This is a genomic window from Micromonospora eburnea (assembly GCF_900090225.1).
GTDB classification, from domain to species: Bacteria; Actinomycetota; Actinomycetes; order Mycobacteriales; family Micromonosporaceae; genus Micromonospora; species Micromonospora eburnea.
Genome location: NZ_FMHY01000002.1, coordinates 5,087,562 through 5,100,783, shown reverse-complemented (window position 1 = coordinate 5,100,783; position 13,222 = coordinate 5,087,562). Strand labels below are relative to the sequence as shown.

The 13,222-nt window shown below is 72.1% G+C and carries 13 protein-coding genes; 10 read left to right on the top strand and 3 right to left on the bottom strand.

What is annotated here, in order from left to right; translation table 11 throughout:
- The first annotated feature begins 6 nt into the window (after window positions 1-6).
- The 5 genes from GA0070604_RS21920 to GA0070604_RS21900 all read left to right on the top strand — a co-directional run bounded on the left by GA0070604_RS21920 (window position 7) and on the right by GA0070604_RS21900 (window position 5,619).
- Window positions 7-1,533, top strand: a complete 1,527-nt coding sequence (locus GA0070604_RS21920) for a prenyltransferase/squalene oxidase repeat-containing protein (protein ID WP_377592215.1) — start codon at window positions 7-9, stop codon at window positions 1,531-1,533.
- A 137-nt stretch (window positions 1,534-1,670) separates the two neighbouring features.
- Entirely contained in the window at window positions 1,671-4,154 is a 2,484-nt protein-coding gene (locus GA0070604_RS21915; RefSeq protein ID WP_091121691.1) for a sensor histidine kinase, read from the top strand.
- Between the two features lie 67 nt (window positions 4,155-4,221).
- The gene (locus GA0070604_RS21910) at window positions 4,222-4,647 is read left to right on the top strand and encodes a roadblock/LC7 domain-containing protein (protein WP_091121688.1); all 426 of its coding nucleotides are present in this window, start codon (window positions 4,222-4,224) and stop codon (window positions 4,645-4,647) included.
- Window positions 4,644-5,033: a DUF742 domain-containing protein gene (locus GA0070604_RS21905; RefSeq protein ID WP_091121686.1), complete on the top strand. Its 390-nt coding sequence runs from the start codon at window positions 4,644-4,646 to the stop codon at window positions 5,031-5,033. Before GA0070604_RS21910 ends, GA0070604_RS21905 begins: the two co-directional genes overlap by 4 nt.
- The gene (locus tag GA0070604_RS21900) at window positions 5,014-5,619 is read left to right on the top strand and encodes a GTP-binding protein (protein ID WP_091121683.1); all 606 of its coding nucleotides are present in this window, start codon (window positions 5,014-5,016) and stop codon (window positions 5,617-5,619) included. The genes GA0070604_RS21905 and GA0070604_RS21900 overlap by 20 nt, the downstream gene beginning before the upstream one ends.
- A gap of 101 nt (window positions 5,620-5,720) precedes the next feature.
- Here GA0070604_RS21900 and GA0070604_RS21895 read toward each other — a convergent pair whose 3' ends face one another.
- Window positions 5,721-8,576, bottom strand: a complete 2,856-nt coding sequence (locus GA0070604_RS21895; protein WP_091121679.1) for an aconitate hydratase — start codon at window positions 8,574-8,576, stop codon at window positions 5,721-5,723.
- Window positions 8,577-8,737: 161 nt separating this feature from the next.
- Here GA0070604_RS21895 and GA0070604_RS21890 point away from each other — a divergent pair, with 161 nt between their 5' ends.
- Complete coding sequence (locus tag GA0070604_RS21890; protein ID WP_091121675.1) at window positions 8,738-9,100, top strand: VOC family protein; 363 nt, start codon at window positions 8,738-8,740, stop codon at window positions 9,098-9,100.
- A 60-nt stretch (window positions 9,101-9,160) separates the two neighbouring features.
- Entirely contained in the window at window positions 9,161-9,817 is a 657-nt protein-coding gene (locus tag GA0070604_RS21885; protein ID WP_091121671.1) for a DedA family protein, read from the top strand.
- 71 nt (window positions 9,818-9,888) lie between these two features.
- Here GA0070604_RS21885 and GA0070604_RS21880 read toward each other — a convergent pair whose 3' ends face one another.
- Entirely contained in the window at window positions 9,889-10,524 is a 636-nt protein-coding gene (locus GA0070604_RS21880) for a C39 family peptidase (protein ID WP_091121670.1), read from the bottom strand.
- A gap of 541 nt (window positions 10,525-11,065) precedes the next feature.
- Between GA0070604_RS21880 and GA0070604_RS21875 the strand changes: the two genes are divergently transcribed.
- On the top strand, window positions 11,066-11,434 hold the full coding sequence (locus tag GA0070604_RS21875) for an ArsC/Spx/MgsR family protein (RefSeq protein ID WP_091121667.1): 369 nt from the start codon (window positions 11,066-11,068) through the stop codon (window positions 11,432-11,434).
- A gap of 12 nt (window positions 11,435-11,446) precedes the next feature.
- On the opposite strand, the gene GA0070604_RS21870 is transcribed toward GA0070604_RS21875, so the two are convergent.
- Entirely contained in the window at window positions 11,447-11,632 is a 186-nt protein-coding gene (locus GA0070604_RS21870; protein WP_091121664.1) for a hypothetical protein, read from the bottom strand.
- A gap of 19 nt (window positions 11,633-11,651) precedes the next feature.
- Between GA0070604_RS21870 and GA0070604_RS21865 the strand changes: the two genes are divergently transcribed.
- Both GA0070604_RS21865 and GA0070604_RS21860 read left to right on the top strand, forming a co-directional pair.
- Window positions 11,652-12,299 (top strand): hypothetical protein, encoded by a 648-nt coding sequence (locus tag GA0070604_RS21865; protein WP_091121661.1) that lies wholly within the window; start codon window positions 11,652-11,654, stop codon window positions 12,297-12,299.
- A gap of 101 nt (window positions 12,300-12,400) precedes the next feature.
- Window positions 12,401-13,093, top strand: a complete 693-nt coding sequence (locus GA0070604_RS21860; protein ID WP_091121657.1) for a cellulose binding domain-containing protein — start codon at window positions 12,401-12,403, stop codon at window positions 13,091-13,093.
- Window positions 13,094-13,222: the final 129 nt, after the last annotated feature.

The window sequence follows — 13,222 nt, the reverse complement described above, 5'->3', positions numbered from 1 at the left end:
CGGGACCTGATCGCGGCGATGGCACGTGACCCGTCCGGACGGACCTCGCCGTCGGTCTACGAGACCGGCCGCCTGCTCTCCCTCGCGCCGTGGCTGGCCGGCCACGACGTACGGATCGGCTGGCTGCTCGCGCAGCAGCGGGCCGACGGCGGCTGGGGCGGCCCGGAGGGGTACGCCGTGGTGCCGAGCCTGAGCGCCGTCGAGGCCCTGCTGACGCTGCTCGGTCGCGGCGACCACGGTCCGGCGACGGCCGCCGACCTGGCCGGTGCGGCGGAGCGGGGCCTGCGTTTCGTGGCGGCGTGGCTCGGTGATCCGGCCGCGCCGGCACTGCCCGACCTGCCGGCCACCGACCTGATCGTGCCGTCGTTGGTCGAGTCGATCGACGGGCGGTTGACCGAGCCGAAGTCTCCTTCGGCCGATCTCGCCGCGTGGCGCGGCCGGCCCCGCCTGCCCCTTCCGTCCGGCCTGGACGCCGGCCGCCTGGACCGGGTACGCGGTCTGCTGGCCGACGGCGGACCGGTCCCCGAGAAGCTGACGCACGCCCTGGAGGTGGTTGGCGGGCAGGCCCGCCGGGCGGTCGGGGTGTCCCCGGTCGGCCCCGGGGCGGTCGGTGCCTCACCGGCCGCGACCGCCGCCTGGCTCGGCGGCCCCGATGAGCCCGGCGGGCGGGCCGCGGCCTACCTCCGAGCCGTCGGCCGGGGCGGTGCGGTGCCCTGCGCCAGCCCGATCGCCGTCTTCGAGCGCGCCTGGGTGCTCAGCATCCTGGCCCGGGTGGGGATGCCGATGGCGGTGCCCGCCGAGCTGGTGGCCGAGCTGCGGGCCGCCGTGGGCCCGGCCGGCGCGGCCACCGGGCCGGGGCTGCCCGCCGACGCCGACACCACCTCGGTGACGCTGTACGCCCTCGCCCGGCTCGGCCGACCGGTCGACCCGTCCAGCCTCTGGACCTACGACACCGGCGCCCACTTCTGCACCTGGCCGGGCGAGGACGGCACGTCGATCACCACCAACGCCCACGTGCTCGACGCCCTCGGCCACCACCTCGCGCGCGGCGGGCCGGCGGCCGACGCCCGCCTCGCGGCCACCGTGGACCGGGTGGCCGCCTGGCTGATCGCCCGGCAGGAGGCCGACGGGCGGTGGTGTGACCGGTGGCACGCCTCGCCCTACTACGCGACCTACTGCGCGGCGCTCGCGCTCGGTGACCACGCCCGGGACGCCGCGGGCCGGGCCGCCGTCGGGCGGGCGGTCGACTGGCTGCTCACCGCCCAGCGGTCGGACGGTTCGTGGGGGCGGTGGGCCGGCACCGCGGAGGAGACCGCGTACTCGGTGTTGACCCTGGTCGGGGCGGGTATGTCGGCCGATGCCGAGGTCGCCGCGGCCATCGCCCGGGGCCGACGCCGGCTGTCCGAACTGGACGGTACGGATGACGACGGGCCGTTGCTCTGGCACGACAAGGACCTCTATCGACCGGAGTTGATAGTACGCTCGGCGGTGTGCGCGGCGCTGTGGGGTGGTGAGGGGGCGACGGGGGTCTGACGGGGGGTCCGACGACCACCCATGATCAGGATCGCTTGAGTGAAGTTCGGGACGCTGCTAGCGTGCGCCGGGGTCGATCGGATCGCCGACGACTCGTTTTTCGGGCACGTGACCGAACACCCGGCCAGGAAGTTGTGATGGGTTCCCGCGGTACGAATATCCGTACGAAGATCGTCGCGCTGCTCATGTCGCTGTTCGCCCTGTGGGCGTTCGCGGCGTGGGTGACCGTTCGGGAAGGCTTCAACCTGCTGGGCGTCCAGACGCTCAACGCTCGGGTTTTCGAGCCGAGTGACCCGCTGCTGCTGCAGCTGCAGGAAGAACGCCGATTGTCGCTGTCATATCTCGGACAGTCCGACCCGGGCCAGCTGGAGGAGTTGGTCGCACAGCAGCGGCGCACCGACGAGACCGCGGTGGCCCTGTGGAAGTCCGCTCAGGACTGGCGTACCGAGCTGCCGGCGAGCGACCACCTCGTGCGGCGGATCGCCGAGCTCCGGCGAAAGGTCGAACAGCTCGGTGCCGTCCGGGCCGAGGTGGGGCGCAAGACGATCGACCGGACCACGACGCTCGCCGCGTACGACGAGGCGGTCGACGCCATCTTCGACGTCTTCGACGCGCTCGGCGTGCTGGACGACAACGAGATCGCCCGCGACACCACCGCCCTGATCGACCTCAACCGCGCCCGGGAACTGCTGTCGCAGCAGGACGCTCTGTTGTCGGGTGTCCTGGCGGCCAACCGGATGACGGTGGCCGAGCAGACGGCCTTCTCGCGGCTGGTCGGTGCGCAGTGGTACCTGGCCGACCGGACGGCGGATTCCCTGGCCTCCAGCGACCATGCCCGTTACCAGCAGCTGATCGACGGTGCCACCTTCCAGCAACTGCGCGCCCTGCAGGACCGGGTCCTGGCCGCCAAGGGCAGCGACGTCCGGCCGCCGGTGCCGGCATCGGCCTGGCAGACCGTCGCCAAGCAGGCGATGGAGGACCTGCGCGGGGTCATCCTGGCCGGTGGCAAGGACATCGTGTCCCGGGCGACCCCGGTCGCCGTCGGCGTCATCGTCCGGTTGGTGCTGGCGGCCGGCCTCGGCCTGCTCGCCGTCATCGCCTCCGTCGTGGTGTCGATCAGCACCGCCCGCGCGCTCGTCCGGCAGCTCGAACGGCTGCGTGAGGCGGCGTTCCGGCTGGCCAACGAGCGACTACCCGGCGTGGTGGAACGGCTCGGCCGAGGCGACGAGGTCGACGTCGCGCGGGAGGCACCCCCGCTCGAGTTCGGCGACGACGAGGTCGGGCAGGTCGGCAAGGCGTTCAACGTCGTGCAGGAGACCGCCATCCGCACCGCCGTCGAGCAGGCCGAGCTGCGCCGCAACGTCCGTGAGGTCTTCCTCAGCCTGGCCCGGCGTACCCAGGCGCTGGTCCACCGCCAGCTCACCCTGCTCGACGCGATGGAACGCCGGGAGCACGACGCCGAGGAACTGGAGGACCTGTTCCGCGTCGACCACCTGGCGACCCGGATGCGGCGCAACGCCGAGAACCTGATCGTCCTCTCCGGCTCCACTCCCGGGCGGTCCTGGCGGCGCAACGTGCCGATGGTGGACGTCATCCGCGGCGCGGTGGCCGAGGTCGAGGACTACACCCGGGTGAACGTGCTGCCGATCGGGCCGGTGTCGCTGACCGGCCGGGCCGTCGGCGACGTCATCCACCTGCTGGCCGAGCTGATCGAGAACGGCCTCTCCTTTTCGCCCCCGCACACCACCGTCGAGGTACGCGGTCAGATGGTGGCGAACGGTTTCGCCATCGAGATCGAGGACCGTGGTCTGGGCATGGGCGAGGAGGAACTGGCCGCCGCGAACCACCGGATCGTCGACCGGTCCGAGCTGAACCTGGCCAACGCCGCCCGCCTCGGCCTGTACGTGGTCAGCCGGCTCACCGAGCGGCACGGCGTGAAGGTGCAGCTCAAGGAGTCCGCGTACGGCGGGACGACGGCAGTGGTGATGATCCCGCTCGACCTGGTGACCGCGGGTGGGCCGGACGGCAGCACCTCGGGCGGTTTCCGGGTGGGCACCGGCATCGCGCCGGAGCGGGACGTGCCGGCGGGGCACGGCGGAGCGGCGGGCGGGTCGTCCGCGCCCCCCGCCGAGCGGGCGACCGGCCCGGTGGCCGTCGTCGAGACCACCACGCCGATGCCCGGGGGCGCCCTGCCGGAGCGGGCGGAGCCGCTGCCGGCGCCGGTCGACGCCGAGGCGCCCGTGCTCACCCCGTCCGGGCTGCCGGCGCGTACCCGGAAGCGGCAACCGGTGGCCGAGGAGCCGGCCGGGTCCGCGGCACCGACCACGATGGACGCACCGGCGGCGGGCCTGGACGCGGCGGGTGACCGGCCGGCGCGCACCGACGTCGGCCTGCCGGTCCGGGTACGTCAGGCGAGCCTCGCGCCGGAGCTGCGGCAGGATCCGTCCACCCCGGACGACGAGCATGACGACGAAGCGGTGCGCCCGCCGGAGCAGGTGCGCCGGATGATGAGCTCCTACCAGAGCGGCACCCGACGCGGCCGGACCGATGCCGCACGGCTGCTCGGCGGGGCGCACGGGGCCGGCGACGAGCCGGACTCCGGGAACGGGCAGGCGATCTGAGGGGGACGCCGCGGCGGCGGATCCCAGACGAGTACGGCGACACCAGCCGGGGAGAAGAGGACGACGAGTGGCCCAGAAGACGGCTTCGAGCGCGGATCTGACGTGGTTGCTGGATGACCTGGTCGGCCGGGTCAAGCAGGCGGAGCACGCCGTGGCGCTGTCCACCGACGGCCTGTTGATGGCCTCGTCGCGGGGGCTGAGCCGGGACGACGGCGAGCACCTGGCGGCGATGGCGGCGGGCATCCAGAGCCTGGCCCGGGGCGCGGGCAAGCGGTTCGGCGGTGGTCAGGTGCAGCAGACCATCATCGAGATGCAGTCCTCGTTCCTCTTCGTCACCGCGGCCGGGCGTAACGCCTGCCTGGCCGTGCTGGCCTCCGAGGACGCCGACGTCGGTCTGATCGCGTACGAGATGGCGATGCTGGTGACCCGGGTGGGCCGGTTCGTCGCATCGCCGACCCGTGAGGCATCCACCGGCGAGAACCCGGCACGATGACCGGCCAGGCGGAGTCGGCCGAGCAGGAGTGGGTGGACGACCATGCGGGTCCGGTGGTGCGCCCCTACGCGGTGACCGGCGGCCGGGCCCGTCCGGTCACCGGCACCTTCGACCTGATCTCCCTGGTCACCGCGGTTCGGGCGGACGTGGGCGCGGAGTCCGGCCTGGGCCCGGAACACGTGGCGATCGTCGGCCTCTGCCAGCGGATGCAGTCCGTGGCCGAGATCGCCGCCCATCTGGACCTGCCGGTGGGCACCGTCCGAGTCCTCCTCGGCGATCTGGTGGCCCGTCACCTGGTGCAGGTTCGTGAGCCGCGCGCAACCCCCGCCGGCCTTCCCGACGACAGCGTTTTCGAGGCGGTAATCAATGGACTACGGGCGCTCTGAGCGGCCGGCGGGAGCGGCCCCCCTGCCCACCGCGATCAAGATCCTGATCGCCGGCGGTTTCGGCGTCGGCAAGACCACGCTGGTCGGCGCGGTGAGCGAGACCCGCCCACTGCGGACGGAGGAGGTGCTGACCGAGACCGGGGTCGGCATCGACGACCTCTCCGGGGTGGAGGGCAAGAAGACCACCACCGTGGCGATGGACTTCGGCCGCATCACCATCAGCGACGACCTGGTGCTCTACCTGTTCGGCACGCCCGGCCAGGACCGCTTCTGGTTCGTCTGGGACGAGCTGTCGCTCGGTGCGCTCGGCGCGGTGGTGCTCGCCGACACCCGCCGGCTGGCCGACTGCTTCCCGTCGATCGACTACTTCGAGGAGCGCGGCACACCGTTCGTGGTGGCGGTGAACTGCTTCGAGGGCGCCAAGCGGTACCAGCTCGACGAGGTGCAGACGGCGCTCAACCTCGACCCGGGCGTACCGGTGGTGCTCTGCGACGCGCGGCAGCGGGAGTCCGCCAAGGAGGTGCTGATCACGCTGCTGGAGCACGCCATGAAGGTGCGCGAGCAGCGCCGCCGCGCCACCGACTGAGCCGGGCGGCCGGCTCGCCGGTGACGCGAGCCCTCCGGACACCGTGAACGCGAAGGACCCCTTCCCGCCGAGGCGGGAAGGGGTCCTTTCGGTGTGCGACGTCAGCCGGCGATCATGCGACGCAGCACGTACTGCAGGATGCCGCCGTGCCGGTAGTAGTCCGCCTCACCGGGGGTGTCGATGCGGACCACGGCGTCGAACTCCACGCCGGTGTCGGTGGTGACCTTCACCGTACGCGGGGTCTCGCCGTCGTTCAGGGCGGTGACACCGGCGATGGAGAAGGTCTCCGTGCCGGTGAGCCCCAGCGACTCGGCGGTCGTGTCGACCGGGAACTGCAGCGGCAGCACGCCCATGCCGATCAGGTTCGAGCGGTGGATCCGCTCGTACGACTCGGCGATGACGGCCTTGACGCCGAGCAGCATGGTGCCCTTGGCCGCCCAGTCACGGGACGAGCCGGAGCCGTACTCCTTGCCGGCCAGGATGACCAGCGGGACGCCCGCCTCCTGGTAGGCCATCGAGGCGTCGTAGATCGAGGTCTGCTCGCCGGTCAGGTGGTTGACCGTGAAGCCGCCCTCCACACCCGGTACGAGCTGGTTGCGCAGCCGGATGTTGGCGAAGGTGCCCCGGATCATCACCTCGTGGTTGCCCCGGCGCGAGCCGTACGAGTTGAACTCGTGCCGCGGCACGCCGTGCTCGGCGAGGTACCTGCCGGCGGGGGAGTCCGCCTTGATCGAGCCGGCCGGGGAGATGTGGTCGGTGGTCACCGAGTCGCCCAGCTTGGCCAGCACCCGCGCGCCGGCGATGTCCTGCACCGGCTGCGGGTCGTGCTGCATGCCCTCGAAGTACGGGGGCTTGCGGACGTAGGTGGAGTCGGCGTCCCAGGCGAAGGTGTCGCCGGTCGGGGTGGGCAGCGACTGCCAGCGCTCGTCACCGGCGAAGACGTCGGCGTACGCGGAGCTGAAGCCGGTGGCGCCGATCGCCGAGGCGATGACGTCCTGGATCTCGGCGCTGTTCGGCCAGATCTCCCGCAGGAACACCGGGTTGCCCTGGCTGTCCTCGCCGATCGGCTCGTTGGCCAGGTCGATGTCCATGGTGCCGGCGAGCGCGTACGCGACCACCAGCGGCGGGGACGCCAGGTAGTTCATCTTGACGTCGGGGTTGATCCGGCCCTCGAAGTTCCGGTTGCCGGACAGCACCGACACGACGGCGAGGTCACCCTCGTTGACCGCGGCGGAGACCTCCTCGGGCAGCGGGCCCGAGTTGCCGATGCAGGTGGTGCAGCCGTAGCCGACCAGGTTGAAGCCGAGCTTCTCCAGGTAGGGCGTCAGGCCGGACCGGTCGTAGTAGTCCATGACGACCTTGGAGCCCGGGGCCAGGGTGGTCTTCACCCACGGCTTGCGGGACAGGCCCTTCTCCACCGCGTTTCGGGCCAGCAGCGCGGCGCCGATCATGACCTGCGGGTTCGAGGTGTTGGTGCAGGAGGTGATCGCGGCGATCACCACGGCACCGTGGTCCAGGTCGTACTCGACGCCGTCGGCGCCGGTCACCCGGACCGGGTTGGTGGCCCGGCCGCCGGCGCCGACCGCCGCGGTCCCCAGGTCGCGCGGGGCGTCGGCCGGGTCGTTGACGGCGTTGGCCGGGGAGTCGCTGGCCGGGAAGGACTCGGCGCTGGCCTCGTCGGCCGGGCCCTCGGCGCCGAACGGCTTCTCCTGCTGCGGCACGCCCGGCGTGCGGCTCGGGTCACCGCCGGTCTCGTCGGCGGCCACGTAGTCCGTCAGCGCCGAACGGAAGAGCGTCTTGGCGGCGCCCAGCGGCACCCGGTCCTGCGGGCGCTTCGGGCCGGCCAGGGACGGCTCGATCGTGCTCAGGTCGAGTTCGAGACGCTCGGAGTACTCCGGCTCGCGGGCCGGGTCGTGCCAGAGGCCCTGCTCCTTGGCGTACGCCTCGACGAGCGCGACCTGCTGCGGGTCGCGGCCGGTCAGCTCCAGGTAGCGGACGGTCTCGGCGTCGATCGGGAAGATCGCGACAGTGGAGCCGTACTCCGGGGACATGTTGCCGATGGTGGCCCGGTTGGCCAGCGGCACCGCGCTCACGCCGGGACCGTAGAACTCGACGAACTTGCCGACGACGCCGTGCTTGCGCAGCATCTCGGTGATGGTGAGCACCAGGTCGGTGGCGGTGGTGCCGGCCGGCATCTCGCCGGAGAGCTTGAAGCCGACGACCCGCGGGATCAGCATGCTGACCGGCTGGCCGAGCATCGCGGCCTCGGCCTCGATGCCGCCGACGCCCCAGCCCAGCACGCCCAGGCCGTTGACCATCGTGGTGTGCGAGTCGGTGCCGACCACGGTGTCCGGGTACGCCTGGCCGTTGCGCTCCATGATCGTGCGGGCCAGGTACTCGATGTTGACCTGGTGCACGATGCCGGTGCCCGGCGGGACGACCTTGAACTCGTTGAACGCGGTCTGGCCCCAGCGCAGGAACTGGTAGCGCTCCTTGTTGCGCTCGTACTCCAGCTCGACGTTGCGCTGGAAGGCGTCCTCGCGGCCGAACAGGTCGGCGATGACGGAGTGGTCGATGACCAGCTCGGCCGGGGCGAGCGGGTTCACCCTGGTGGCGTCGCCGCCGAGCTCGCGCACCGCCTCGCGCATGGTGGCCAGGTCGACGACGCAGGGCACACCGGTGAAGTCCTGCATCAGCACCCGGGCCGGGGTGAACTGGATCTCCACGCTCGGGTCGGCGGTGGGGTCCCACGCGCCGAGCTGCTGGATGTGGTCGGCGGTGATGTTCGCGCCGTCCTCGGTCCGCAGCAGGTTCTCCAGCAGGATCTTCAAGCTGTAGGGCAGCCGGTCGTGGCCCTCCACCTTGTCGATCTTGAAAATCTCGTAGCTCGCGTCACCGACGCGTAGCTGGGTCTTCGCACCGAAGGTGTCGAGGCTCGCCACGTCGTACTCCTTCACACCAGCGACCGTGAGTAGTCCTGAGCAGTTTGTCGCACCGGTCGGGGGGCCGCCCAGGTTAGGCAACACTTACCGCCGATTCTCCCGTCTACAAAACCGTACGTCCGTCTTGCTATCTCGCGCAACCTTGTGCCAGGGTTCGGGACGAGGAGGTGCCCACCATGATCCATCACGTCCTGCTCGCCTGCCCACGCGGCTCCGAGGACCGATCCCGCTCCTTCTACCTAGACCTGCTCGGGATGACCGAGAAGCCCAAGCCACCGGCCCTCGCCGCCCGCGGTGGTTGCTGGTTCACCGGGTACGACACCGAACTGCACCTCGGGGTCGAGGACGACTTCAGGCCGGCCCGCAAGGCGCACCCGGCGCTGCTCCGCTCCGACCTCGACGCGCTCGCCACCCGGCTCGCCGCTGCCGGCTATCCCGTGATCTGGGGCGACGAGGAGATTCCGGGTATGCGTCGCTTCCACACCCACGACCCGCACGGCAACCGTCTGGAGTTCCTCGCCCCGGTAACCACCCCCTGACCGGACCCCGCATCGCCCGTTGCCGGGTAGGGTTCGAGGTCGGACCGGAAGGGGTGGGCGGTGCTCGACGTACAGCACTGGCTCTCCGCGCTTCCCCCGGGCGTGGTCTACCTGATCGTCGCCGGGGTGATCGGCGTGGAGAGCATGGGAGTTCCGCTGCCCGGCGAGATCGTCCTGGTCAGTTCCGCGCTACTCGCCGCCGGCGGCGTGGTCGAGCCGGAGTGGGTGGCCGCCGCCGCGGCGTTCGGCGCCATCGTCGGCGACTCCATCGGGTACGCCGTCGGCCGACGCGGCGGTCGTCCGCTGCTCGCCCGGCTGGGCCGGCGCTTCCCCCGGCACCTCGGCCCGGCGCAGATCGCCCGCGCCGAGGAGAGCTTCGCCCGGTACGGCGTCTGGGCGGTCTTCTTCGGCCGGTTCGTGGCGCTGCTGCGGATCCTGGCCGGGCCCCTGGCGGGCGCGCTGCACGTGCCGTACCGGCGGTTCCTGCTGGCGAACGCGGCCGGCGGCCTGGTCTGGGCCTTCGGCACCACGTACCTGCTGTTCAGCGTGGGCCGGGCGGCTGAGCACTGGCTCAAGGACCTGTCCTGGGCCGGGCTGGTCGTCGCGATTCTCGCCGGCCTCGGCAGCACCTGGTGGCTGCGCCGCCGGGCCCACCGGCTGGCCTCGGCCGAGGCGCCCGTCGAGGCCGAGCCGGTGCGGGCCGGCAGCGACCACTGAACCCGCGCCACCGAAGATCACGAAGGGCCGGCCCCGTGGTGGGGCCGGCCCTTCGTGGTTCGTGTGGTGGGTCAGGAGGTGCTGTAGCCGCGGGTGGCGATCCAGTCGGCGAGGTTGTCGACGCTCATCCGGTAGGAGGCGGTGTTCGGGTTGGCGGAGTCGGCGATGGTGACGGTCTTGCCGTTGTCGTGGTAGCCGACGACGCTGATGTAGTGGCCGCCTTCGAAGGAGTGGGTGTTGCCGTCGGTGTCGGTGGCGGTGCCGGCGATGTTGGCGACCACGGCGCGGCCGCCGTCGACGGTGCGGACGATGTCGGTGCGCAGCTTGTCGGTCTGCTTGTCGTCGGCCTTGCTGTCACGGATCTCGACCGAGTGGTAGGCGTCGGTCTTGCCGGTCTCCTTGTTCAGGACCGGGGTGATGTCGTTGATGCTGTTGGTGCCGTTCTCGGTGGTGCCCATCTCCTTGGCCATGGTGTCGACGTCGATGTTCTTGTCCTGGACGGAGAGGGCGTTACGGGCGGCGGCGGGGCCGCAGTAGTAGAAGTTGGGCTGGGCCTGGTAGCGGACGTGGAGTTCCCGCTCGGCGGCCGGCTTGGGGGCGGGCTTGTCGGCGGCGTGCGCGGCGATGGCGGGGCCGGCGATCCCACCGGTGGTGGCGGCGATACCGGCGACGGTCAGGGTGGTCTTGCGCAGGATGTCGGTACGCATGACAAAAGCCTTTCGTTGGGGTTCGCGACAGGCCCGCGACAGGGGGGTGCGGGTGTCACGCAGGGGGGGGGAAGTCTTCGGGGGTCCGGCGGCGTGGCCTGCTCGGGTGGCCCGGGTGGTGTAACGACCGGCGGTGGCGGGTCATTCCGCCGGGCCGGCGGCCCGATTTCGTCGGGCGGGGTGACCGGCGCGGGGGGTGCGGCGCGGTCAGTCATGTACAACGCCCCGACCCCCCGGATGATTCCGGCCCACGGGTGGCCCCGACCACGGGACACCCCACCCCGCGAACCACCCATCCCGCGCAGACCGGACATTCGGCGCGGGCGGGGTGCCGCAGTCCGTTGGGGGTCACGCAGGATGCGGCATGTGGTGGTCTTCCGGAGGCCGGAGACCATCACATGCCGCACATGGAGTTGATCGATGCGGAAGTCGGCAGCAGCCCGCTGCCGGAAGAGAGCCTGGGGAACTGCCGGTCGGGGGCGGTGACGGACCGGACGCCGTCCACAGGAGAGGGCCGAGACGGTGTGCCACCATGGTGCGAATGGAGATCTGGCACAACCCGTCCTGCTCGAAGTGCGCCGGCGCACGTGCGACGCTGGACGAGGCGCGGGTGCCCTACCGGCTGCGGGCGTATCTGGCGGAGCCGCCGAGCGCGGCCGAGCTGACCGACGTGCTGCGCCGGCTGGAGGCCAGGGCCTGGGACATCTGCCGCACCGGCGAACCGGCCGCGGTGGCCCTGGGCATGGCGGACTGGCCGCGCGACGACGCGGCCGAGCCGCGCTGGATCACCACGATGGTCGAGCACCCGGAGCTGATCCAGCGTCCGATCCTGCTGTTGGACGACGGCGGCGCGCTGGTCGGTCGTACCCCGGAGGCCCTGGACGAGGCGGTGCGCCGCGCGGACCGGTGAGCCGCGGGTCGGTCAGGGCTGGTCGCCGGCGCCGGGCCCGACGGCGCGGGCGTGCCGCTCGCGCAGGCGGTCGCGGATCTCCTCCGGGGTGTACGCCCGGCGGCGCCGCTCCGCCCGGGCCACGACCACCCCGGTCGCCGCGACGCCGGCGAGGCCAGCCAGCCCGAGCACCTTCCACCACCGCATCCGTCGCCGCATCGGCTTAGGGTAGTCCTTTGTGAGCATCAGCCTGGGCGAGGCCGTGGAGCTGACCCGGACCGGAGACGTGTGGGTGTTCCGCGGGCGCAGCGTGCCCGACCGCGCCATCCAGCTCACCACCAACAGCCCGGTCAACCATGTCGGCATGGCGGTGGTGCTCGACGACATGCCGCCGCTGATGTGGCACGCCGAGCTGGGCCGGTCGCTGCCGGACATGTGGACCGGCGCCCATCAGCGCGGCGTGCAGCTGCACGACCTGCGGGACGCGGTCCGCGTCTGGGCCAACCGGTACGGCCAGCGGGCCTGGCTGCGCCAGCTCGAACCGCCGGCCGACACCGCGATGGAGGAGGCGGTGCTGCGGACCGTGGCGCGCCTCGACGGCACCCCGTTCCCGTCCACCACCCAACTCGCCTGGCGCTGGGCGCGCGGTCGGGTGCCCAACCTGCGTCGTCGGCAGCCGTCCACCGTGCCGGTGCGCGATGGGGCGCTGGAGACCGCGTACTGCGCCGAGGTGGTGGCGGTGACCTATGAGGCCATGGGGCTGCTGCCGGCCGGTCGCCGGCCCAACTGGTACGACCCGGGACGGTTCTGGAGCGGCGACAATCTCGAACTCGCCGGTGGCGCCCAGCTCGGGGCGGAGATCGAGGTGCGCATCCCGGCACGCTGACCGGGTCTGCCGGGCCGAACCCGCCGGGGGGCCGGCTCGCGTACTTGTGGAGTTGCCGTCGGTCGTTACGCTCACCCGACGGCATCAACAGGGGAGGGGCCATGTCCGGCACACGTCGCGCACGCCCGTCACCCGGCGCCGCCATCACCTCCTCGCCCTGGATCGTCGTCTCGATCGGCGTGATCGTCATGGTGGTGCTGCTGGTCGTAGCGCTCGGCTCGGCACGGGCCCGGCGGACGTACACCGACGGCGCGCCGCCGGAGCCGGCGATGTCGCTGCCGGAGTTGCCGGTGGCGGCCACGTCGGCGCCGCCCAGCTCGGGCACCACGCCGGTGCCGCCCGTGCCGTTGCCCGAGTCGACCGTCGTGCTGCCGACCCGGTCCACGCCGAGCCGGTCGGCAGGTGCCACCACGGGCAGTCGACCGGCCTCCTCCTCGGCCCCGCCGCCGGCGGTGCTGGTGGCCCCGTCCGCACCGTCGCCAGTCACCGGCCGGTACCGGGAGGTGGAAGCCTTCCACGGTGGCTTCATCGGTGAGGTGTTGCTGGTGAACCGCGGTGACCGGCCCAGTGGCTGGACGGTGACGCTGAACTTCGAGCGGGGACGCGTCACGTCGTCCTGGGTGGAGAGCGCGGAGCAGGGCACCGCGAGTTTCGCCGACGGGGTCTTCACGTACCGCAGTGGGGTGGACCTGGCGCCGGGGGCGTCGGTGGCGCTGCGGTTCCATGTCGAGAGGTCCGGCAACAGCGGGCCGACGAGCTGCCTGGTCGGGGCCACGGAGTGTGCTGGCCGCTGAGGTCCGCGTCGCGGCAGGCCGGGGGGCCCAGCGCATCAGTTTGCAAGCAAGCTGCTCTGTTGCGACTCGGTTTGCAAACTATTGCAGAATGTTTCGGCAAGGGCTAGCGTGCGGGCGAATCAGCGACCA